Origin of the sequence: Shinella yambaruensis (genome assembly GCF_022899355.1) — a bacterium.
Classification (GTDB): domain Bacteria; phylum Pseudomonadota; class Alphaproteobacteria; order Rhizobiales; family Rhizobiaceae; genus Shinella; species Shinella yambaruensis.
In genome coordinates this window covers 710,819-731,975 of the sequence record NZ_JALJCK010000001.1, presented here as the reverse complement: position 1 = coordinate 731,975, position 21,157 = coordinate 710,819, and the positions used below count along the sequence as shown (strand labels likewise).

Below are 21,157 nucleotides of genomic sequence, written 5' to 3'. Positions count from 1 at the left end.
CGCAAGGATTTTTCATGACGCTCGACACGTCCTCCGCCGTCCGCATCGTCGACCAGCAGACGGTCTGGAAGCGGTTCATCCATCTTCGCACCGTCGTGGTCGAGCAGACGCGGGCGGACGGCCGGGTCGAGCGGCTCGACCGTGAGGTGCACGACCATGGCCCGGCGGCCTGCGTGCTGCTCGTCGATCCCGCCCGCCAGTCGGTCATCCTGGTGCGCCAGTTCCGCCCCGGCGCCTTCTTCGGCGGCCATCCGGACGGTTTCCTCTCGGAAGTTCCGGCGGGGCTGCTCGACGACGACGCGCCCGAGGCGGCCGTCGCCCGGGAGGCGATGGAGGAGACGGGCTATGCGGTGCGCGACGTGCGCCACCTCTTCGACATCTATTCCAGCCCCGGCACGCTGACCGAGCGCGTCGGCTGCTTCGTCGCCCGCATCGACGCCACGGCCCGCGACGGCAAGGGCGGCGGCGTCGACGGGGAGGGCGAGGACATCGAGATCGTCGAACTGCCGATCGACGAAGCCTACGGCCTCATCGCCACCGGCGGCATTCAGGATGCGAAGACGATCGTCATGCTGCAATGGCTGATGCTGCACCGGGCGGAGTTCGGCTGATCGGGCGAGAGTGATTCTCGGTCCCAAGGGCTCGCTTCAAGGCGGGAACGCCGAACGTATGCGGCCCCTCACCCTGACCCTCTCCCTGCAAGCGGGGAGAGGGGACTTGCCCCGCGGACGGGGTATGGGTTGAGGAAAACGGCGCGGCATATCTCCTTCGCCCCGCAGCCAAGGAGAAGGTGGCCGGCAGGCCGGATGAGGGGCCGTATATTCCTGGCAATCGCCTTTGCGTCTTTCATGGTCAAGCAGCACGCCCCGGCAAAAGACCCGCAAGCCTTGACAAACAGCCCCGGCCATGCGCTTTTCCGCGCGATTTTTCTTGGTCGCTGCGCCGGGTTCTTCCCGCGCGGCCTATCAGCATTTCAGGATACCACGATGCACCGTTACCGCAGCCACACCTGCGCCGCCCTCCGCAAGTCCGATGTCGGCCAGACCGTTCGTCTTTCCGGCTGGGTCCACCGCGTCCGAGATCATGGCGGCGTGCTCTTCATCGACCTGCGCGACCATTACGGCATCACCCAGGTCGTCGCCGACCCCGATTCGCCGGCCTTCAAGAAGGCCGAGACCGTGCGCGGCGAATGGGTGATCCGCATCGACGGCCTCGTCAAGGCGCGCACCGAGGACACGGTCAACAAGGGCATGCCCACCGGCGAGATCGAGCTTTACGCGCAGGAGATCGAGGTTCTTTCCGCCGCCAGGGAGCTGCCGCTGCCGGTCTTCGGCGAGCCGGACTATCCGGAAGACGTGCGCCTGAAGTACCGCTTCATCGATCTGCGCCGCGAGACGCTGCACAAGAACATCATCAAGCGCACGCAGATCATCTCCGCCATGCGCAAGGGCATGGGCGAGGCGGGTTTTGCCGAATACACGACGCCGATCCTCACCGCCTCCTCGCCGGAAGGCGCGCGCGACTTCCTCGTGCCGTCGCGCATCCATGAAGGAAAATTCTTCGCCCTGCCGCAGGCCCCGCAGCAGTACAAGCAGCTGCTGATGGTCGCCGGCTTCGACCGCTATTTCCAGATCGCGCCGTGCTTCCGCGACGAAGACCCGCGCGCCGACCGCCTGCCGGGCGAATTCTACCAGCTCGACGTCGAGATGAGCTTCGTCACCCAGGAGGACGTCTGGGAGACAATGGAGCCGATGATGACGGCCGTCTTCGAGGAATTCGCCGAAGGCAAGCCGGTGACGAAGAACTGGCCGCGCATCCCCTATGACGAGGCCATCCGCAAGTACGGTTCCGACAAGCCGGATCTGCGCAACCCGATCGTCATGGAAGCCGTCACCGATCATTTCGCCGGCTCGGGCTTCAAGGTCTTCGCCAACATGATCGCTTCCAACCCGAAGGTCGAGGTCTGGGCGATCCCGGCGAAGACCGGCGGCAGCCGCGCCTTCTGCGACCGCATGAACGCCTGGGCGCAGAGCCAGGGCCAGCCCGGCCTCGGCTATATCTTCTGGCGCAAGGAGGGCGAAAAGCTCGAAGGCGCCGGCCCGCTCGCCAAGAACATCGGCGAGGAGCGCACGGACGCGATCCGCACGCAGCTCGGCCTCGACGACGGCGACGCCTGCTTCTTCGTCGCCGGCGATCCGGCGAAGTTCCACAAGTTCGCCGGCGAAGCCCGCACCCGCGCCGGCGAGGAGCTGAACCTCGTCGACCGCGATCGCTTCGAAATGTGCTGGATCGTCGACTTCCCCTTCTACGAGTGGAACGAGGACGAGAAGAAGGTGGACTTCGCGCACAACCCCTTCTCCATGCCGCAGGGCGGCCTGGAGGCCTTCGACAGCAAGAATCCGCTGGAGCTGAAGGCCTACCAGTACGACGCGGTCTGCAACGGCTTCGAGATCGCCTCGGGCTCGATCCGTAACCAGTCGCCGGAGCTGATGGTCAAGGCCTTCGAGAAGGTCGGCCTCAGCCAGGCGGACGTGGAAGAGCGCTTCGGCGGCCTCTACCGCGCCTTCCAGTACGGCGCCCCGCCGCACGGCGGCTGCGCCTTCGGCATCGACCGCGTGGTCATGCTGCTCGTCGGCGCGAAGAATCTCCGCGAGATCTCGCTGTTCCCGATGAACCAGCAGGCGCAGGATCTCTTGATGAACGCTCCGTCGCCCGCAACCCCGGCGCAGCTTCGCGAACTCGCGCTGCGCGTCGTTCCGTCGAAGAAGGATTGATCCAGGCGAGGCGGGAAGGGCGCCGGTCCTTTCCGCCGTGCGGAACAGTTGCGCGTGATCGCCGTTCTTTCTGCGTCAAGCACAGGAGAACGAACATGCGCAACAAGCTACTCCTTGCCACGGCGGCGACGCTCCTGACGCTCTCCGCCTCGGCTTACGCCCAGAGCACGGTGATCATCGAGGAGACCGATCCGGTGACCACCGAATCAACCGTCGTCGTGCCGGGCGAGGTCCGCACCTATGTCCTGGAACAGGAAGTCCCCTCGGTCGCCTATGAGGGCGACGTGGTCGTGGGCCGGGTGATCCCGGATGCGGTGGAAATCCACACGATCGACGGCAATGCCGACTATGCCTATACGGTCGTCAACGAGCGCCGCGTCATCGTGAACCCCCAGACGCGCACCGTCATACAGGTTCTCGAATAAGCCGCTCGAAACAGAACCCGGCGCTTCGCGCCGGGTTTTGCGTGTCCTGCCGCGGCGGACGCCACAATGCCGCGAATTCGCCGCCAGTCGATCCCAATTCCGCGCACAATCAGTCGAAATGCACCCCTAGCGTGAAGTCGCGCCCGAAAGAGGCGATTTACGACTGGAGGGACTTTTCATGACAACGACGGAAGCGGACGATCCCATCCCGACATCGACCCGGCAGATGCCGCCTATCGAGCCGCGCGGCAATCTCGCCACGTTCCTGCGCTCGCCCGGCGTCAAGTTCATCATGATCGGCATCATTTCCGTGGCGCTCCTGGTGCCGCTGCTGCTCGTCTGGGGGCTGACGGAGGAGCGCGCACAGCGCGCCGCCGATGTCTCCCGGCGCATCGCCCATGGCTGGGGCGGCGACCAGGCGATAAACGGCCCCTATCTCGCAGTGCCCTTCGAGGTCGAGCGCAGCCGCGTGATGGATTCGCGCACGATCGTCGAGCGGGTGACCGAATGGGTGCTCGTCATGCCGGAGACGCTCGACGTGACGGCCGACCTGACGGCGGAGGAGCGCAAGCTCTCCATCTACACGCTGCCGGTCTATAACGGCGCGCTGATGCTGAAGGGCCGCTTTGCCGGCAATATCCTGCAGGACCTCGCGCAGCTCGACGGCACGCCGCAGCTCGACCGGGCGTTTCTGGTGCTCAACATCAACGACATCACCGGCATCCGCTCCGATGCCGGCGTGAAGATCGACAATGGCGTCGTGCGGCCCTTCGATCCCGGCATGCGGCAGATCTCCGCGATGGCGAGCACCGGCACGGACGGCTACGCCTCGCCGCAAACGAGCGCCGGCGTGCACCGGATCATCGAGCGTCCGCTCGTCGAAAACGGCTTCTCCTTCGAGATCGCCCTGTCGCTGAACGGCTCGCGCAGCTTCGCCGTCGCGCCCGCCGGCCAGACGACGAGCTTTTCCGCGAGGGCGAACTGGCCGCATCCGGGTTTCGAAGGCCTTTTCCTGCCGGAGGAGAAGACCGTCACCGCGTCGGATTTCTCGGCCAGGTGGACGATCCCCTATCTCGCCCGCGGCATCGACCGTGTCGCCACCGGCCCGACCCTGCCGCTGTCGGGCAGCATGATGAGCATCAACCTCGTAGAGCCCGTGCAGTTCTATCAGGTGGTCTCGCGCACGCTGAAATATTCGATCGGCTTCATCTCGCTCGTCTTCCTCGCCGTCTTCGTCGTGGAATTGAAGGGCGGGCGCATGGTGCACTGGATCCAGTACGTGCTGACGGGCCTTGCGCTCATCGTGTTCTACGTGCTGCTCCTGGCGCTCGCCGAACATACCGGCTTCACCATCGCCTATGCCGTAGCCTCGCTCGCCACGACCCTGTTGATCGCCGCCTATCTCGGCAGCGCGACGGGCAGCCGCAGGAACGGCCTGTCGCTCGGCGCGGTGCTGCTCTCGGCCTATGGCATCATGTACCTGGTGCTGCGCGAGGACGAATATGCGCTGCTCGCCGGCGCGCTGATCTCCTTCGTCACCATCGCCGCGACCATGTATGCGACCCGCCGCGTCGAATGGTCGGCGCCGGTGCCGCAGGCCGTGCCGGCCCGTTGAAATGAAGGGCCCGGGGCGAATGCCTCGGGCGCAGCCACCGGCAAGACCTACCGCACCTCTCTTCCGTCATGGTCGGGCTTGACCCGACCATCCACGTCCCGGGCGCGGCTTGGATCCTCGGCTCGGGGGCCGAGGATGACGACAGTGGGTGGCGAGAGGTTTGTCAGCAACAAGCCTTATAAGCAAAAAAGCCCGGAGCGATGCTCCGGGCTTCCCTGAATTCGGCAAAAGCCGAAGGTCTTACATCTCATCGTTCGCCGTGACGGTGACGCCGAGGACCTGCGGGATGGTGTTCGGCGCGCCCATGGCGGCCCCCATGATCATCGGGAACGGCACCGGCTCCTTCGGCTCGGCGCTGATCGTGATGCTCTTGGGGTCGTCGAGATAGGTGTTGACGGCTGCGGCGATCTGGTTCTGCAGCTCCGGCATGTTGAGCTGGGCGAGCATGATCGGAACCAGACCCTTCAGCGACTGGGCCATCTGGTCGCCGGAAACGCCCTGTTCGCCGCCGGCATAGTCGAGCAGCTTCCTGGTGATCGAGGCGTCCTCGAAGGAGATGGAGGCGCTGTTGAAGGTCAGCTGCTGCACGAGGCCCATCATGGACATGCCCATGGCGGCGTTGGCCTCTTCCTTGTTCGGGTTGGCCTCGGCGGCCTTGATGGCTTCCTGCATGCCCTTCAGGAAGTCGAGCGTGTAGCCGGAGAATTCCAGCGCCAGGTTGAGGCGGCCGACATCCTTGAAGTCGAAGGCATATTCATCGACGGCAAGCTTGCCGCTGGCGAGCTCCCAGCTGCCGGACATCGTGACCTTGCCTTCCAGCGTCTGCATGTTGAGCTTGGCGAGCGTGTCCTTGGCCTTCGGGTCCTCCACCGAGGTGAGGTCGGCCTTGAGGTCGGAGAGCGTGGCGTCGAATTCGAGGCCGGCATCGCCGTCCATGCGCGTGATGTTCGCCTCCATGCCGGACATGGAGAAGACCTCCTTGCCCTTGGAGGTGACGGAGACCGGGCCGGCGGTGGCCGATTCGTACATCAGCAGCGATTCCAGCGTGCCGGGAACGACCGTGCCGGGAATGATGACGCCGTTGATCGCGATGTCCTTGGCCGAGACCGTGGCATCCGCTTCGGTGACGTTGATGTCCTGGAACGAGACCGTCTCGACTGTGTAGCCGCCTTCGCCGTCTTCCTCGACGCCGTCCATGGTGATGGTGCCGAGCTTGACCGGGGCCTCGGCGCCGGTGGCCTTCAGTTCGGCATTTTCCAGCGTAACGGTGGAGCCGTCGGTGGCGACGTTCGACGAGCTGATCGTCACGCCGCTCGTGGCATAGGTGGCGTTCAGCTTGGCGAGCAGATCCGCGCCGTCGAGCGCGAAAGCGGGGCTTGCCAGGGAGGCGAGCGCGGCGCCGGCGAGAAGGGTGCGGAAATGGGAGGTGCGCATCATTGTAGGCTCTCTTTCTGGATTTTTGGACGGCTGCCTTGCCGTTACCGCTCATATACGTGCGGCGCGGCGACTATATTCGGGCCGCCGGAACTTTCCATGGAAATCTCGGGCGCCGGCCGGATTCCGGAAACAGCCTTTACAAAGCGCTATCCACAGGCCGGCCGCCCGGTTTCCTTGCCGCGAATCGGCAGGAACGCTAGTCAAGTCCCATGGGACAGAACACTTTGCCGCCGGATGGCGGAGACGACAACATTCAGCCGGTCGACCTGAAGGCGGCGCTGGAAGAGCGCTACCTTGCCTATGCGCTGTCGACCATCACGCAGCGCGCGCTGCCGGATGTACGCGACGGCCTGAAGCCGGTGCACCGCCGCATCATCCATGCGATGAGCGAAATGGGCCTCCGGTCCAACTCCTCCTTCAAGAAATGCGCGCGCATCGTCGGCGACGTCATCGGTAAGTTCCACCCGCATGGCGACCAGTCGGTCTACGACGCCCTGGTGCGCCTCGCGCAGGATTTCTCGCAGCGTTATCCGATCGTCGACGGGCAGGGGAACTTCGGCAATATCGACGGCGACAACGCCGCTGCCTACCGATACACCGAAGCGCGCATGACCGAGGTCGCGACGCTCCTGCTCGAAGGCATCGACCAGGATGCCGTCGACTTCCGCCCGACCTACAACGAGGAGGACGAGGAGCCGGTCGTCCTGCCGGGCGCCTTCCCGAACCTGCTCGCCAACGGGTCCTCCGGCATCGCGGTCGGCATGGCGACCTCCATCCCTTCGCACAACGTGCATGAACTGTGCGACGCCGCGCTGCACCTCATCCGCCATCCGGACGCCGATGTCGAAAAGCTCACGGAATTCGTGCTGGGGCCCGATCTTCCGACCGGCGGTATCATCATCGACGGCCGCGAGAGCATCATCGAGGCCTACAAGACGGGCCGCGGCGGTTTTCGCGTGCGTTCCAAGTGGCAGACGGAAGACCTCGGCCGCGGCGGCTACCAGATCGTCGTCACGGAGATTCCCTACCAGGTGCAGAAGTCGCGGCTGATCGAGAAGATCGCCGAGCTGCTCATCGCCCGCAAGCTGCCGCTGCTGGAGGACATCCGCGACGAATCGGCGGAAGACGTGCGCATCGTGCTGGTGCCGAAGAGCCGCACCGTCGATCCAACGATCCTGATGGAGTCCCTCTTCAAGCTCTCCGAGCTGGAAAGCCGGATTCCGCTCAACATGAACGTGCTCTCGATGGGGCGCGTGCCGAAGGTCATGGGCCTGAAGGACGTGCTGGTCGAGTGGCTCGCGCATCGGCGCGAAGTGCTCCAGCGCCGCTCGCGGCACCGGCTCGCGGCCATCGACCGCCGCCTGGAAATCCTCGGCGGCTACCTTGTCGCCTATCTCAACCTCGACGAGGTGATCCGCATCATCCGCGAGGAGGACGAGCCGAAGGTCTCCCTGATGGAGACCTTCTCGCTCACCGACGTGCAGGCCGAGGCGATCCTCAACATGCGCCTGCGTTCGCTGCGCAAGCTGGAGGAATTCGAGATCCGCACCGAATTCGACAACCTGTCGAAGGAAAAGGCGGAGATCGAGGCGCTGCTGGCGTCCGACGAGAAGCAGTGGCAGACCGTGGCCTGGGAAATCGGCGAGGTCCGCAAGAAGTTCGCGAAGGCCACCGAGATCGGCCGCCGCCGCACCCAGTTCGCCAGCGCGCCTGAGGCCGATGTCGAGGCCATCCAGCAGGCGATGATCGAGAAGGAGCCGGTCACGGTCGTCATCTCGGAAAAGGGCTGGATCCGCGCGCTGAAGGGCCATATCGCCGATACGTCCGGCCTCCAGTTCAAGGAGGGGGACGCGCTGAAGGTGGCGTTCCCGGCGCAGACGACGGACAAGGTGCTGGTCATGACGACGGGCGGCAAGGTCTTCACGCTCGGCGCCGACAAGCTTCCGGGCGGCCGCGGCCATGGCGAGCCGTTGCGCATCATGGTCGACATGGAGAACGACCAGGACGTGCTGACCGCCTTCGTGCATGACGCTTCGCGCAAGGTCATCGTCGCTTCGCAGGCCGGCAACGGATTCGTGGTCGCGGAAACCGAGATGGTCGCCAACACCCGCAAGGGCAAGCAGGTGATGAATGTCGGCATGCCCGACGAGGCCAAGCTGGTGGTGCCGGTGCGCGGCGACCACGTCGCCGTCGTCGGCGAGAACCGCAAGATGCTGGTCTTCCCGCTGGCGCAATTGCCGGAAATGTCGCGCGGCAAGGGCGTGCGCCTGCAGCGCTACAAGGACGGCGGCGTCTCGGACCTGCGCTGCTTCGCCATCGCCGACGGCCTCACCTGGGATGACAGCGCCGGCCGCAACTTCGTGCGCAGCAAGGAAGAGCTCCTGGAATGGATGGGCGACCGCGCCAGCGCCGGCCGCACCGTTCCGAAGGGTTTTCCGCGCAGCGGCAAGTTCAGCGGGTAATCAGCCGGAGTAGGGGACGCTGCCGTCGCGAAGGAAGCGCGTCGCGCCCTCCTCGTCGATCTCGCTGGCGGCGACGGCGAGGACGAACGCGATGACATCGGCTTGCGATGCTTCGATCAGGAAGCCGTTCAGTATCAGGAATGAGAACGCGGCGAGGAAGCCGGTTCGCTTGTTCCCGTCCGAAAACGGGTGGTTCCGTACGATGCCGTAAAGATAAGCGGCGGCGAGCTTAAAGATATCGGGCTCACCGTACGCAGCCTTGTTGAGCGGGCGGGCCAGCGCGGCTTCCAGGGCGTTTTCGTCCTTGAGGCCACCCAGCCCGCCATGCTCGCGAAGCTGCTCGTCATGCATGATCTCGACGGCCTGGCGCGAAAGCCATTTGATGTTGCTCATTTGGCGAGTTCGCGCAGGGCCACGCGATATTTCTCCATGCCCAGACGGGCGGCCTTCAACTGTTCCGCAAGGTCGGCATTTTGCGGAACCAGCTTGATCTTGCCATCCTCTTCCGTAAGGGTCAGTTCATCACCAGCCTTGACGCCCATACGATCGAGCACGTCCTTAGGTATGATGACGCCTTCGGAGTTGCCGATTTTGCGGATCGTGATGTTCATAGTGCACCTCGTTATAACTGAGTTATAACATAAAGCGTCCCGAGCTTCAATTCATCCCGTAAACGGAAACTCCGCCTTCTCGCTTTCCCTGACGGCGCGGGCTTTCGAGCGCATCTGCCACAGCGAGTGCGCAAGCAGCGCGAGGATGAGGATCGAGCCGCCGATCAGGGTCTGGGTGGTGGGCGTTTCGGCAAAGGCGATCCAGACCCAGATGGGGGCGAGCACCGTTTCCACGAGGTAGAACATGCCGACTTCCGGGGCGGAAAGATATCGGGGACCGGTCGCCAGGCACCAGAAGGCGAGGGGCAGGAGCACGAGGCCGTTGAAGAGGATGTAGACGGGTCCGGCGATCGAAAGGCCGCCGGGCGGCAGGAAGAAGAGTGCCATGACGCCCGACAGCACGGCGGCGACGAGCGGCACGAAACCCATGTCTGCGCCGCTCCTGCGGCTCAGCGTCAGCGAGATCGCCAGGAGCAGCGCCGAACAGGCGGCCATGGCATCGCCGAAGAGGTTTCCGCTCGACAGTCCGTCATGCACGATCAAAAGGACGCCCGCGACCATCGCGGCCATGGTGAGGAGCGTGGCATTGCCAGGGCGCTCGCCGAGGAAAATCCAGGAGAGGATGGCGGCGAACATCGATGTGAAGGCGAGGATGAAGACGACATTGGCCGTCGTCGTGTTGAACACCGCCAGCATGAATGTCAGCCCGTTGATGCCGTAGCACAGGCCGATCAGCAGGCCGATGCGTCCGGGAACGAGCACCGTCCTGCGGTGCAGGACGAAATTCAGGCAGGCCCAGAGGACGACCGCCATCACGAACACCGAGAGGTTCCGCACGACGACCATCGACCAGACGTCGCCATTGGCGGAACGGATCAGCGGAATGTCGAAGGAGAGGGCGAGGCCGCCAACGGCGGTGATGAGAAGGCCCTTGCGGTGAAGGGCGGGATCGTTTGTCGGGGGCACGGCAGGACCGGATCTGGGAATGCGATGGATACAATATCCTGAAGCAGTTCAGGCGAACAGGATGTCGTCGGACTTGCGCTAGGTGGTGTTCGTCTCGTCGTTATAGCGCTCCCAGCCGCGCGGCATCAGGTGCTCCTGCGGCAGGAACTTTGTCTTGTAGTCCATCTTGCGCGATCCCTTGACCCAGTAGCCGAGATAGACGTGCGGCAGGCCGAGTGCCTTGGCGCGGCGGATGTGGTCGAGGATCATGAAGGTGCCGAGGGAGCGGTCCGCCACCTCCGGATTGTAGAAGGAATAGACCATGGACAGGCCGTCGCCCATGCGGTCGGTCAGCGCCACCGCGAGCAGCTCGCCCTGCGGACGCTCCTTGAGGCCCGAGCCTTCCTCGCGCAGGCGGTATTCGATGACCTTGGTGTGCACATGGGTGTCCTCCACCATCATCGCATAGTCGAGCACCGACATGTCCGACATGCCGCCCTTCTGGTGGCGGGCGTCGAGATAGTGACGGAAAAGGGAATATTGCTCGCTGGAGGGCTCGGCGAGGTATTCGTGCGAGACGAGATCGGCATTGGCGGCCAGAACCCGGCGCATGGAGCGGCGCGGGGTGAACTCGTTGACCAGGATGCGGACGGAAATGCAGGCGCGGCAGGTCTCGCAGGCGGGCCTGTAGGCAATGTTCTGCGAGCGGCGGAAGCCGCCCTGGGTCAGGAGGTCGTTCAGCTCCGGCGCGCGCTCGCCCACCAGATGGGTAAACACCTTCCTCTCCATCTCCTGCGGCAGATAGGGACAGGCCGCCGGCGCGGTGAGATAGAATTGCGGAGAGGATGTTGCCTGCGTATTCATCGGCCGTGGGGCGACTCCGTCGCTGTGTGACACTTCTATGCCGATACCATGGCCTAGTTCAAAAAAAGGTCAACTGGCGCATGACCCTTCAGGCCGGAATCGACAGGGAGAACGGATCATGCGCAAGGCGGGGAGACGTCCCCCGCGTTTCTCAATAGCGGTCGCGGCGAACCATCACCGTGCCGAGCAGCAGGTCGTGCAGCAGGCGGCCACGATCGGTGAAGAGGCCGACGAGCACGATGAACGGCGTCAGGAGCGCATTGCCGATCCAGAACAGCACGAGATGCACGATCGCCGTCAGGAAATCGACCGGCCGTCCGTCGACGCGGGCAAGCGCAAGGCCCATGACGTTCATGCCGGCGCTCGCCTGGCTCGGGCCGCCCATCGTCAGGCCGAAATAGAGCATGGCGACGATGGCGAAGAGCGCCGGATAGAGGAAGAAGCCGAGGCCGAGCGTCAGGATGCCGAGGAAGAAGACCACGACGGCGGCCGGGATCCAGAGCAGCGCGACGATCGCATAGTCGATCAGAAACGCAAAAATCCGGCGCGACAGCACGCCGCGATAGGCCTGCCAGTCCGTCGTCGGAACCCGCGTTTCGTTGAAATCAGCACTCATCTGCCTGTCTCCTGGATGGAACATGCCCTTCATATGGGGATGTGTCGGGAGAAAACAACGGGTGCGAGCGAAGGCGGCGGTCTGCTCATTTGGCGTTTGCCCCTCACCCTAACCCTCTCCCCGCGAGCGGAGAGGGGACTTGCCCTGCGAACGGCATTGATTGGGGAAACCGGCGCGGCATATCCTTTCGCCCCGCTTGCAGGGAGAAGGTGGCCGGCAGGCCGGATGAGGGGGGATGGCGGAACTCAGCCCTTCTTCGCCAGATGCCGCGCCACGTCCATCGCGAAATAGGTCAGGATGCCGTCGCACCCGGCGCGCTTGAACGCCAGCAGGGTTTCCAGCATTACACGCTCGCCGTCGATCCAGCCGTTCATCGCGGCGGCCTTGATCTGGCTGTATTCGCCGGAGACTTGGTAGGCGAAGACCGGCAGGCCGAACGCTTCCTTCATGCGCCAACAGATGTCGAGATAGGGAAGGCCCGGCTTGACCATCAGCATGTCCGCGCCTTCCTCCACATCGAGCGCCGCATCGCGGATCGCCTCCGTGCCGTTGGCAGGGTCGATGTAGTAGGTCTTCTTGTCGCCCTTCAGCAGGCCGCCGGTACCGATCGCGTCGCGATAGGGACCGTAGAAGGCGGAGGCGAACTTCGTCGCATAGGACATGATGCCGACATTCTGATGGCCCGCGGCGTCGAGCGCCCGGCGGATGACGCCGACGCGGCCGTCCATCATTTCGGAGGGTGCGATGATGTCGGAGCCGGCATCGGCCTGGATGACGGCGGCCCGCGCGACCAGCTCGACCGTCTCGTCATTGACGACGACGCCCTCGCGCAGCACGCCATCATGGCCGTGGCTGGTGAAGGGATCGAGCGCGACGTCGGTGATGACGCCAATGTTGGGAACCGCCTTCTTGATGGCGCGCGTCGCCTCGTTGATGAGGTTGTCGGCCGCCAGGCTGTTCGAGCCGGTCTCGTCGCGCAGGTGCATCTCGACGTTCGGGAAGGTCGCGATGGCCGGAATGCCGAGGTCGGCGGCCTCCTTCGCCGCCTCCACCAGCCGGTCGACGCTCATGCGGTTGACGCCGGGCATGGCCGTGATCGGTTCGACGATATTGCTGCCCGGCACCACGAAGACCGGCCAGAGGAGATCGTCGACCGTCAGGCGGTTTTCCTGGACGAGCCGGCGCGTCCAGTCGGCCTTCCGGTTGCGCCGCATGCGGCGGTGGCCGGTGATCTCGTCGACGATGTTCCTGCTGCCGGTCATGGCGTCTTCATCCCTTGCGCGTGCGATTTCCGCCTCCATATCACGCCCGTCCCGGCAATCAAATCGCGCGCGGGCAAGGGGCCTGCGGCATATGGCCGTGCATGACCGCGGTTACGGGCTTTATGCCGGCCGGCCTTGCCCTTACTGTCCGCGCCATGGTTGCTGATTCTGCCAAGGGCCCGAGACCAAGCCTGACCGAAACGCTGTTCGCCCTCTTCCTGCGGCTGGCGGCGATCGTCTCTTTGTGGTTCGCGCTGCAATACTGGGCGATGCTGACGGGCTTCTCCTTCGGCGGGCAGGGGCGCTTCGACCTGCTGCCGCCGGCCTGGAAGGCGGCCTATACGGCGCTTGCCGTGCTGTTCCCCGTCGCGGCCGTCGGCCTCTGGCTTCTCGTCTCCTGGGGGCCGGTGATCTGGCTGATCGCGGCCGCCACAGAGATCGCCATGCACGAGGTCTATCCCTCGACCTTCGGCGTCAACCGGCTCCTGGTTCTCACCCACGGCGCCATAGCGCTTGTCTTCGTTCTTTTCCGCATCGCGCTCTTCGTCCAGCGCCGCCGGCAGGCCCGCACGGTAAGAACTGATTCACCGTGAGACAGGGTCGCCTTCCGGTAAGGCGCTGTTAAGGCTGCGGTTTAAGTAGAATTTTAGATGCATTCGTTAGGTTCTCACTCAAGGCGGGAAAACAAACCACACCGCCAAACAAAACAGTGAGGCAGTAAACCATGAACACCAAGATGAAGCCGCAGCAGGCCCCCGTCGTCGATCCGCAGGAAGACGCGATCCGCAATCTCTACCTGGAATCCCTCCACCTCGTCGAGCGTCTGCACCGTCGCCTGCTCGACGTCATCAAGGACGAGTTCGACCGCGCCGGTCGCTCGGATGTCAACGCCGTCCAGGCGCTGCTCCTCTTCAACATCGGCAATTCGGAACTGACCGCAGGCGAGCTGCGCTCGCGCGGCTACTATCTCGGCTCGAACGTCTCCTACAATGTCAAGAAGCTGGTCGACCTCGGCTTCATCAACCACCAGCGTTCGCGCATCGACCGCCGCTCCGTCCGCATCAGCCTGACGGAAAGCGGCCAGGAAATCGCCGAGACGGTCGCGAAACTCTACGAGCGCCATATCGGCTCGATCCAGAAGGTCGGCGGCATCGGCGAGGGCGAGTTCAACCAGATGAACAAGCTGCTCCAGCGCCTCGATCGCTTCTGGAACGACTCGATCCTCTACCGCCTGTAATTTCCGGGCGCCGTTTCCGACCTCCTTCACAAAAGCCGGCCGCGTCCCCTGCGCGTCCGGCTTTTCATGTTTTCATGCGGGGGCTTAGGGTCGGGCGCGCCTGCCGAGACACGAATTGGCCATATTGCTGTGACACCCGGACGCTGGGCTAAGGTATGCGCGGGCGGCAGGGCCGGTTTGCGTTTGTTAACCCTGTTCGTGATAGCTGCATCGGGTATGGACCCTTGGGGTCGCCGTGCCGTGCGCACCTCGCCGTTCTTTGCGGCGCTCAGGAGATGGTAGGATCAATGTCTCGCAAAACCGGATTTGATGTGTTCTCGCGCCGCGCCTTCCTGCGCTCCGCTGCAACCTTCGGTGCCGCTGCCGTGGCCGGCCCGACGCTGGCCCAGACAGCGCTCGACGACATCCTCAACGCTCCGCGCCGCGGCAACTGGGACGACCAGTTCGACGCCGAGGCATCGCGCACCGCCACCGCCGTCGTCTCCAACAACCCGATCTTCGGCTCCGGCAGCTCCGGCTATCTCCAGCAGGCGATCAACGACTACCAGAACATCGTCTCCAATGGCGGCTGGCCGACGGTCAACACGCAGCAGAAGATGGAGATGGGCGTCGCCGATCCGGCGGTCCAGCAGTTGCGCCAGCGCCTGATCATCTCCGGCGACCTGCCGCGTTCCGCCGGCACGAACGGCGCCTTCGATTCCTACGTGGACGGCGCTGTGAAACGCTTCCAGGCCCGTCACGGCCTGCCGGCCGACGGTGCCGTCGGCGAATATACGCTGAAGGCGCTGAACGTTCCGGCCGTCACCCGCCTCGGCCAGCTCCAGACCAACCTCGTGCGCCTGCAGGCGATGTCCGGCGACCTCGGCCGCCGCTACGTCATGGTGAACATCCCCGCCGCCTATATCGAGGCCGTCGAGAACGGCCGCGTCGCCTCGCGCCACACCGCCATCGTCGGCAAGATCGACCGTCAGTCGCCGGTGCTGAACTCCAAGATCTACGAAGTGATCCTCAACCCATATTGGACCGCGCCGCGCTCGATCATCCAGAAGGACATCATGCCGCTGATGCGCAAGGATCCGACCTATCTTGCGCGCAACTCGATCCGCCTCTTCGACGGCAACGGCAACGAAGTCTCGCCGGAAACCGTCGACTGGAACGCCGAGAAGGCCCCGAACCTGATGTTCCGCCAGGACCCGGGCAAGATCAACGCCATGTCCTCGACGAAGATCAACTTCCACAACGAGCACCAGGTCTACATGCACGATACCCCGCAGCAGGGCCTGTTCAACAAGCTGATGCGCTTCGAATCGTCCGGCTGCGTGCGCGTTCAGAACGTGCGCGACCTCTCGGTCTGGCTGCTCAAGGACACGCCCGGCTGGTCGCGCGGGCAGATGGAGGCGACCATCAAGAGCGGCGTCAACACGCCGATCAGGCTGGCCGAGGAAGTGCCGGTCTTCTTCACCTACATCACCGCCTGGTCGGCCAAGGACCGCGTCGTGCAGTTCCGCGACGACATCTACCAGAAGGACGGCGCCACCGAACTCGCCCTCCAGACCGGTTACAACCAGGAAGGCGGCCGCTCCGTCGAGAGCGATCTCTTGCCGCAATAAAGGGTGATCCGTCCGAGGTTTTCGCGGGCCTCGCTTCCTGGCGGAAGCGGGGCTTTTCCTTGCCGACAAACATTAGCCAGTCCACCACCGTCATCCTCGGCCTCCGAGCCGTGGATCCACGTCCCCACCCGCGGCGGTGGATGGTCGGGTCAAGCCCGACCATGACGGAGGAGAGGTTTTCGGACCTGGCCGGGCGGCTGGCATGCCAAGTGATCCTTGTCGTTTTTATCGCATAACACGCGCGGAAATGGCGCAAACCGTGGAGCGGATATTGCCCTTGCCATGCGAGGACGCTAAACACCGTGCCACTTGACCCTAAGGAGCCTCGAGGATGAGCAATTCTTCCGCTACCGACGTTTTCTTCACGCGTTCCCTTGCCGATACCGATCCGGAGATTTTCGGCTCGATCCAGAAGGAACTCGGTCGCCAGCGCCATGAGATCGAACTGATCGCCTCGGAGAACATCGTTTCGCGCGCCGTGCTCGAAGCCCAGGGCTCGATCATGACGAACAAGTATGCCGAAGGCTATCCGGGCAAGCGCTATTACGGCGGCTGCCAGTTCGTCGATATCGCGGAAGAGCTCGCCATCGAGCGCGCCAAGAAGCTGTTCGGCGTCAACTTCGCCAACGTGCAGCCGAATTCCGGCTCGCAGATGAACCAGGCCGTCTTCCTCGCGCTGCTCCAACCGGGCGACACCTTCATGGGCCTCGACCTCAATTCGGGCGGCCATCTGACGCATGGCTCGCCGGTCAACATGTCCGGCAAGTGGTTCAACGTCGTCTCCTACGGCGTGCGCGAGGAGGATCACCTCCTCGACATGGACGATGTCGCCGAGAAGGCCCGCACCCACAAGCCGAAGCTGATCATCGCCGGCGGCACCGCCTATTCCCGCATCTGGGACTGGAAGCGCTTCCGCGAGATCGCCGATGAAGTCGGCGCCTACCTCATGGTCGACATGGCGCACATCGCCGGCCTCGTCGCCGGCGGCCAGCACCCGTCGCCGTTCCCGCATTGCCATGTCGCCACGACCACCACGCACAAGTCGCTGCGCGGCCCGCGCGGCGGCATCGTGCTGACGAATGAGGAAGACATCGCCAAGAAGATCAACTCGGCCGTCTTCCCGGGCCTGCAGGGCGGCCCGCTGATGCACATCATCGCCGCCAAGGCCGTCGCCTTCGGCGAGGCGCTGCAGCCGGAATTCAAGGACTACGCCGCGCAGATCGTCAGGAACGCCAAGGCGCTCGCCGAGACGCTGAAGGCCGGTGGCCTCGACATCGTCTCCGGTGGCACGGACAACCACCTGATGCTGGTCGACCTGCGCAAGAAGAACGCCACCGGCAAGCGCGCCGAAGCCGCCCTCGGCCGCGCCTATGTCACCTGCAACAAGAACGGCATCCCGTTCGACCCCGAAAAGCCGTTCGTCACCTCGGGCGTGCGCCTCGGCACTCCGGCCGGCACGACGCGCGGCTTCAAGGAGGCCGATTTCCAGGAGATCGGCAACCTGATCGTCGAGGTGCTCGACGGCCTGAAGGTCGCCAATTCGGACGAGGGCAATGCGGCAGTCGAGGCATCGGTGCGCGAGAAGGTGCTGGCGCTCACCGGCCGCTTCCCCATGTACTCCTACATGTAAGGAGCCGGCATGCGCTGCCCCTATTGCGGTTCGGAAGATACGCAGGTGAAGGATTCCCGTCCCGCAGAGGACGGGGCCGCCATTCGCCGCCGGCGCATCTGCCCGGATTGCGGTGGTCGCTTCACGACCTTCGAACGGGTGCAGCTTCGCGAGCTGATGGTCGTCAAGAAGACGGGCCGCAAGGCCCCCTTCGACCGCGACAAGCTCCTGAAATCCTTCGAGATCGCGCTTCGCAAGCGGCCCGTCGACCGGGACCGCATCGAACGCGCGGTCTCGGGCATCGTCCGCCGCCTCGAAAGTTCCGGCGAGACGGAAATCTCTTCGGAGGAGATCGGCCTCCAGGTGCTGGAGGCGCTGAAGGCGCTCGATGACGTCGGCTTCGTGCGCTACGCCTCGGTCTATCGCGACTTCTCCCATGTCGACGATTTCGAGAAGATCCTCTCCGAAGTCGCCGCCAAGATCGCCCGGGATCCGGGCGCCGACGGCTAGATGTCCGGCCCCGTCGAAGACGACGCACGCTTCATGGCAGCGGCCATCCGCCTCTGCCGCCGCAATCTCGGCCGCACCGCCACCAATCCCTCCGTCGCCTGCCTGATCGTCAAGGACGGCGTCGTCGTCGGCTCCGCCGTCACCGCCCCGGGCGGCCGGCCCCATGCGGAAACGCAGGCGCTGGCCGTGGCCGGTGACGCCGCGCGTGGCGCAACGGCCTATGTCACGCTCGAACCCTGCTCGCACCACGGCAAGACGCCGCCCTGCGCCGATGCGCTGATCGCCGCCGGCGTTTCGCGCGTCGTCGTGTCGGTGACGGACCCGGACGAGCGCGTGGCGGGCAGGGGGCTTGGGATGCTGCGCGATGCCGGTATCGCCGTCGAGACGGGCGTGCTGGAAGCGCAGGGCCGTGCAGCGCTTGCCGCCTATCTCACCCGTCAGACGAAGAAGCGGCCCTATGTGACTCTCAAGCTTGCCGTTTCCGCCGATGGCATGCTCGGCCGGCTCGGCGCGGGCCAGGTGGCGATCACCGGGCCGGTCCCGCGCGGGCAGGTGCATGTGCTGCGCGCCGAGACGGATGCGATCCTCGTCGGCATCGGCACGGCGCTCGCCGATGATCCCGAGCTAACCTGCCGCCTGCCGGGGCTGGAAGCCCGCTCGCCGGTGCGCATCGTGCTCGACCCGCGGCTGGAGCTGCCGCCGGCCTCGAAGCTGGCGCGCACGGCGAAGAACGTTCCGGTTATCGTCGTGACGTCGAAGGGTGTGGGGTTACCCCCCTCTGGCATGCCGGCCATCTCCCCCTCAAGGGGGGAGATTGGATGGGAGCCTGATCCCCGCGCACCGTCATCTGCATCACCTGCTGGACCGACGTTTGATGTGGACGGGAACGCTGCTTCCTCGATCTCCCCCCTTGAGGGGGAGATGGCCGGCAGGCCAGAGGGGGGTATGGATGGCACGGCCTCCGATATGCGAAGTGCCCGCGCTCAGGCCCTCGAAGCCGCCGGCGTCGAGATCCTGACCTGCGACCCGCGCCGGCTCGACGACCTGCTGATGGCGCTCGCCACGCGCGGCATCTCCTCGCTGCTCGTCGAAGGCGGCGCGCGCACGGCGCAATCCTTCCTCGATGCCGGGCTCGTCGACCGGATCTCGCTGTTCGAGGGGGCCGGGACCATTGGCAAGGACGGGGTCGCATCCCCATGTGTGTGCGGACGCGTGCCGGATGGTTATTCGCTCCGCCGCACGGCGCACTACGGCGCGGACAGATTGTACGAATACGAAAGAGACGATTGATGTTTACCGGCATTGTCACGGATATCGGAACGGTCGAGAAGGTCGAGCCCATGAACGAGGGGGTTCGCCTGCGCGTGCGCACCAGCTACGACCCCGCCACCATCGACATGGGCGCCTCCATCGCCCATTCGGGCACCTGCCTCACTGTCACGGCGCTGCCGGAGGCAGGCTCGAATGCCCGCTGGTTCGAGGTCGAGGCGTGGGAGGAGGCGTTGCGCCTGACGACCATTTCCGGCTGGATGCCCGGCACCCGCATCAACCTCGAACGCTCGCTGAAGATCGGCGACGAACTCGGCGGACACATCGTCTCGGGCCATGTCGACGGCAAGGCGGAAATCCTCTCCGTCGAGGCCGAGGGCGACGCGACGCGTTTCCGTATCCGCGCGCCGGAAGGGCTGGAGCGCTTCGTCGCGCCGAAGGGGTCCGTCGCGCTCGACGGCACCTCGCTCACCGTCAACGCCGTCGATGGCGCGGTCTTCGACGTGCTCCTCATCCGCCACACGCTGGACGTCACCACCTGGGGCGAGCGCAAGGCGGGCGATTTCGTCAACTTCGAGGTCGACACCATGGCGCGCTATGCAGCGCGGCTTGCGGAGTTTCCGGCGCCGAAGGCGTGACGATGGCGTGACTCGCCCAGGCGTCGTCATCGATCGGGACCGCCGCGCGTTGCGGCCCGCCCGTGAGGTAACGATATCGATACCTCTTGCTCCGTAGTGTGCGGCATCGGACCGTTGGAGACCGCTGCCGCATGGCGCCTGACTACCAAACCCTTCTGCTGGCGATCGGGCTGGCGGGCTTCTGCCTGTCGGCCACGCTGTTCGCCTCGTGGATGTCCGCCCGCGTCGAGCGCTTTCTCCTGAGCTGGTCCATCGGCATCGGCTGCATCGTGCCGGCCGTCGCGGTCTACAGTCTCTATATCGACCAGGCGAGCGTCGCGATCGGGTGCCTTGCCTTCGCGCTGCAGTTCCTCGGCTTTGCCTTCATCTACGGCGCGGCCTACCGGTTCCGCTCCGGCAAGCGGGCGCGCCGGCGCATTGCCGCCGTGCTCGCGGGCTGCCTTGCCGTTGCGCTTCCTCCGCTGGCGGCCGGTTATGACGGAATCGGCTTCATCGTGCTCAACCTGCTGATCGCCGGTTCCCTCGTCGCGACGGCGCGGGAATATTGGCGGGGCCGCGCGGAGGCGCCGCTGCCGCTGATCGGCATCGTCATCCTCTATCTGCTGACGGCCGCTTCCTTCCTGATCTGCGCCGCCGTGCTGCTGCATGACGGCAAGTGGGTCATGGGTCATGCGCCGGACAACTGGGCGGAAACCCTCAACCTGATCGCCGCCATCATGGGCATTACCGGCATCGGCGCCATGTCGCTCGCGCTCAACCAGTGGCGCATCGCCGGCCGCCACCGCCGTGCGGCCATGACCGACGCGCTGACCGGCCTGCTCAACCGTCGCGCGCTTTTCGATCGCTACGGCGTCCTTCCGGTCGGGGAGCACCAGGCGGCGATCGCCTTCGACCTCGACAATTTCAAGGCGGTCAACGACCGGTACGGCCATGCGGCCGGCGATGCGGTGCTCATGGTCTTCGCCGATGTCCTGCGCGAGTCCTGCGGCGCGGCCGCCTGCCTCGCCCGCCTGGGCGGCGAAGAGTTCGTCGTCGTCTTGGAGCGGACCGTGCCGGACCGCGCGCAGCGCATCGCCGAGCGTATCCGCCAGGACTTTGCCGGCAAGCTCATTCCGATCGGCGGGCGGTCCATCACCTGCACCGTCAGCGCCGGCATCGCCTTTGCCGGCAAGGACTGCGCGAGCTTCGATTCCCTGCTCAGCAGCGCCGACAGGGCGCTCTACATGTCCAAGCGCAACGGCCGCAACCGCGTGTCGCTCGCTGCCTGAACGCG

The 21,157-nt window shown here is 65.0% G+C and carries 20 protein-coding genes; 13 read left to right on the top strand and 7 right to left on the bottom strand.

Annotated features, from left to right (window positions below):
- Positions 1–14 precede the first annotated feature (14 nt).
- From MUU56_RS03690 to creD, 4 genes are all read left to right on the top strand, one after another.
- Positions 15–611 carry an NUDIX domain-containing protein gene (locus MUU56_RS03690; protein WP_244765939.1) on the top strand — a complete coding sequence of 199 codons (597 nt, stop codon included), beginning with the start codon at positions 15–17 and terminating at the stop codon, positions 609–611.
- A gap of 375 nt (positions 612–986) precedes the next feature.
- Positions 987–2,774, top strand: coding sequence for an aspartate--tRNA ligase (aspS, locus tag MUU56_RS03685; RefSeq protein WP_244765938.1), 1,788 nt, complete (start codon positions 987–989; stop codon positions 2,772–2,774).
- A 95-nt stretch (positions 2,775–2,869) separates the two neighbouring features.
- On the top strand, positions 2,870–3,199 hold the full coding sequence (locus tag MUU56_RS03680) for a DUF1236 domain-containing protein (RefSeq protein WP_244765937.1): 330 nt from the start codon (positions 2,870–2,872) through the stop codon (positions 3,197–3,199).
- A 178-nt stretch (positions 3,200–3,377) separates the two neighbouring features.
- On the top strand, positions 3,378–4,814 hold the full coding sequence (creD, locus tag MUU56_RS03675; protein WP_244765936.1) for a cell envelope integrity protein CreD: 1,437 nt from the start codon (positions 3,378–3,380) through the stop codon (positions 4,812–4,814).
- A 240-nt stretch (positions 4,815–5,054) separates the two neighbouring features.
- Here the strand turns inward: creD and MUU56_RS03670 are convergent, their stop codons facing one another.
- Positions 5,055–6,251, bottom strand: a complete 1,197-nt coding sequence (locus MUU56_RS03670) for a YdgA family protein (RefSeq protein WP_244765935.1) — start codon at positions 6,249–6,251, stop codon at positions 5,055–5,057.
- A gap of 209 nt (positions 6,252–6,460) precedes the next feature.
- On the opposite strand from MUU56_RS03670, the gene parC reads away from it, so the two are divergent.
- The gene (parC, locus tag MUU56_RS03665; protein ID WP_244765934.1) at positions 6,461–8,713 is read left to right on the top strand and encodes a DNA topoisomerase IV subunit A; all 2,253 of its coding nucleotides are present in this window, start codon (positions 6,461–6,463) and stop codon (positions 8,711–8,713) included.
- On the opposite strand, the gene MUU56_RS03660 is transcribed toward parC, so the two are convergent.
- The 6 genes from MUU56_RS03660 to hemB form a co-directional block, all read right to left on the bottom strand.
- A complete protein-coding gene (locus MUU56_RS03660) occupies positions 8,714–9,106 on the bottom strand; it encodes a type II toxin-antitoxin system death-on-curing family toxin (protein ID WP_244765933.1) in 393 nt (130 codons plus the stop codon).
- The gene (locus MUU56_RS03655; protein WP_244765932.1) at positions 9,103–9,324 is read right to left on the bottom strand and encodes an AbrB/MazE/SpoVT family DNA-binding domain-containing protein; all 222 of its coding nucleotides are present in this window, start codon (positions 9,322–9,324) and stop codon (positions 9,103–9,105) included. Before MUU56_RS03655 ends, MUU56_RS03660 begins: the two co-directional genes overlap by 4 nt.
- Before the next feature lie 51 nt (positions 9,325–9,375).
- Positions 9,376–10,290, bottom strand: coding sequence for a DMT family transporter (locus tag MUU56_RS03650; RefSeq protein ID WP_244765931.1), 915 nt, complete (start codon positions 10,288–10,290; stop codon positions 9,376–9,378).
- Positions 10,291–10,368: 78 nt separating this feature from the next.
- Complete coding sequence (locus MUU56_RS03645) at positions 10,369–11,133, bottom strand: arginyltransferase (protein WP_244765930.1); 765 nt, start codon at positions 11,131–11,133, stop codon at positions 10,369–10,371.
- Positions 11,134–11,284: 151 nt separating this feature from the next.
- Entirely contained in the window at positions 11,285–11,749 is a 465-nt protein-coding gene (locus tag MUU56_RS03640; RefSeq protein WP_064329698.1) for an RDD family protein, read from the bottom strand.
- A gap of 245 nt (positions 11,750–11,994) precedes the next feature.
- Positions 11,995–13,011, bottom strand: coding sequence for a porphobilinogen synthase (hemB, locus tag MUU56_RS03635; RefSeq protein ID WP_244765929.1), 1,017 nt, complete (start codon positions 13,009–13,011; stop codon positions 11,995–11,997).
- Positions 13,012–13,166: 155 nt separating this feature from the next.
- Here hemB and MUU56_RS03630 point away from each other — a divergent pair, with 155 nt between their 5' ends.
- From MUU56_RS03630 to MUU56_RS03595, 8 genes are all read left to right on the top strand, one after another.
- Positions 13,167–13,604 (top strand): DUF6163 family protein, encoded by a 438-nt coding sequence (locus MUU56_RS03630; RefSeq protein ID WP_244766010.1) that lies wholly within the window; start codon positions 13,167–13,169, stop codon positions 13,602–13,604.
- Between the two features lie 131 nt (positions 13,605–13,735).
- The gene (gene ldtR, locus MUU56_RS03625) at positions 13,736–14,248 is read left to right on the top strand and encodes a transcriptional regulator LdtR (RefSeq protein WP_024270688.1); all 513 of its coding nucleotides are present in this window, start codon (positions 13,736–13,738) and stop codon (positions 14,246–14,248) included.
- 287 nt (positions 14,249–14,535) lie between these two features.
- Positions 14,536–15,858 carry a L,D-transpeptidase family protein gene (locus MUU56_RS03620; RefSeq protein WP_244765928.1) on the top strand — a complete coding sequence of 441 codons (1,323 nt, stop codon included), beginning with the start codon at positions 14,536–14,538 and terminating at the stop codon, positions 15,856–15,858.
- Between the two features lie 331 nt (positions 15,859–16,189).
- A complete protein-coding gene (gene glyA / locus MUU56_RS03615) occupies positions 16,190–17,488 on the top strand; it encodes a serine hydroxymethyltransferase (RefSeq protein ID WP_244765927.1) in 1,299 nt (432 codons plus the stop codon).
- Between the two features lie 9 nt (positions 17,489–17,497).
- Positions 17,498–17,977 carry a transcriptional regulator NrdR gene (nrdR, locus tag MUU56_RS03610; protein ID WP_244765926.1) on the top strand — a complete coding sequence of 160 codons (480 nt, stop codon included), beginning with the start codon at positions 17,498–17,500 and terminating at the stop codon, positions 17,975–17,977.
- On the top strand, positions 17,978–19,267 hold the full coding sequence (gene ribD, locus MUU56_RS03605; RefSeq protein ID WP_244765925.1) for a bifunctional diaminohydroxyphosphoribosylaminopyrimidine deaminase/5-amino-6-(5-phosphoribosylamino)uracil reductase RibD: 1,290 nt from the start codon (positions 17,978–17,980) through the stop codon (positions 19,265–19,267).
- Positions 19,267–19,884: a riboflavin synthase gene (locus tag MUU56_RS03600; RefSeq protein WP_244765924.1), complete on the top strand. Its 618-nt coding sequence runs from the start codon at positions 19,267–19,269 to the stop codon at positions 19,882–19,884. Before ribD ends, MUU56_RS03600 begins: the two co-directional genes overlap by 1 nt.
- A gap of 131 nt (positions 19,885–20,015) precedes the next feature.
- Positions 20,016–21,152 carry a GGDEF domain-containing protein gene (locus MUU56_RS03595; protein ID WP_244765923.1) on the top strand — a complete coding sequence of 379 codons (1,137 nt, stop codon included), beginning with the start codon at positions 20,016–20,018 and terminating at the stop codon, positions 21,150–21,152.
- The last annotated feature ends 5 nt before the right edge of the window (positions 21,153–21,157 follow it).

Excerpts from the sequence above, each read along its gene's own strand:
- nrdR (WP_244765926.1), top strand. The coding sequence starts at position 17,498 with ATGCGCTGCCCCTATTGCGGTTCGGAAGATACGCAGGTGAAGGATTCC.
- MUU56_RS03595 (WP_244765923.1), top strand. The coding sequence starts at position 20,016 with ATGGCGCCTGACTACCAAACCCTTCTGCTGGCGATCGGGCTGGCGGGC.
- creD (WP_244765936.1), top strand. The coding sequence starts at position 3,378 with ATGACAACGACGGAAGCGGACGATCCCATCCCGACATCGACCCGGCAG.
- glyA (WP_244765927.1), top strand. The coding sequence starts at position 16,190 with ATGAGCAATTCTTCCGCTACCGACGTTTTCTTCACGCGTTCCCTTGCC.
- MUU56_RS03655 (WP_244765932.1), bottom strand. The coding sequence starts at position 9,324 with ATGAACATCACGATCCGCAAAATCGGCAACTCCGAAGGCGTCATCATA.
- MUU56_RS03680 (WP_244765937.1), top strand. The coding sequence starts at position 2,870 with ATGCGCAACAAGCTACTCCTTGCCACGGCGGCGACGCTCCTGACGCTC.
- MUU56_RS03645 (WP_244765930.1), bottom strand. The coding sequence starts at position 11,133 with ATGAATACGCAGGCAACATCCTCTCCGCAATTCTATCTCACCGCGCCG.
- ldtR (WP_024270688.1), top strand. The coding sequence starts at position 13,736 with ATGAACACCAAGATGAAGCCGCAGCAGGCCCCCGTCGTCGATCCGCAG.
- MUU56_RS03640 (WP_064329698.1), bottom strand. The coding sequence starts at position 11,749 with ATGAGTGCTGATTTCAACGAAACGCGGGTTCCGACGACGGACTGGCAG.
- MUU56_RS03670 (WP_244765935.1), bottom strand. The coding sequence starts at position 6,251 with ATGATGCGCACCTCCCATTTCCGCACCCTTCTCGCCGGCGCCGCGCTC.
- ribD (WP_244765925.1), top strand. The coding sequence starts at position 17,978 with ATGTCCGGCCCCGTCGAAGACGACGCACGCTTCATGGCAGCGGCCATC.
- MUU56_RS03620 (WP_244765928.1), top strand. The coding sequence starts at position 14,536 with ATGTCTCGCAAAACCGGATTTGATGTGTTCTCGCGCCGCGCCTTCCTG.
- MUU56_RS03690 (WP_244765939.1), top strand. The coding sequence starts at position 15 with ATGACGCTCGACACGTCCTCCGCCGTCCGCATCGTCGACCAGCAGACG.
- MUU56_RS03630 (WP_244766010.1), top strand. The coding sequence starts at position 13,167 with ATGGTTGCTGATTCTGCCAAGGGCCCGAGACCAAGCCTGACCGAAACG.
- hemB (WP_244765929.1), bottom strand. The coding sequence starts at position 13,011 with ATGACCGGCAGCAGGAACATCGTCGACGAGATCACCGGCCACCGCCGC.
- aspS (WP_244765938.1), top strand. The coding sequence starts at position 987 with ATGCACCGTTACCGCAGCCACACCTGCGCCGCCCTCCGCAAGTCCGAT.
- MUU56_RS03600 (WP_244765924.1), top strand. The coding sequence starts at position 19,267 with ATGTTTACCGGCATTGTCACGGATATCGGAACGGTCGAGAAGGTCGAG.
- MUU56_RS03660 (WP_244765933.1), bottom strand. The coding sequence starts at position 9,106 with ATGAGCAACATCAAATGGCTTTCGCGCCAGGCCGTCGAGATCATGCAT.
- parC (WP_244765934.1), top strand. The coding sequence starts at position 6,461 with ATGGGACAGAACACTTTGCCGCCGGATGGCGGAGACGACAACATTCAG.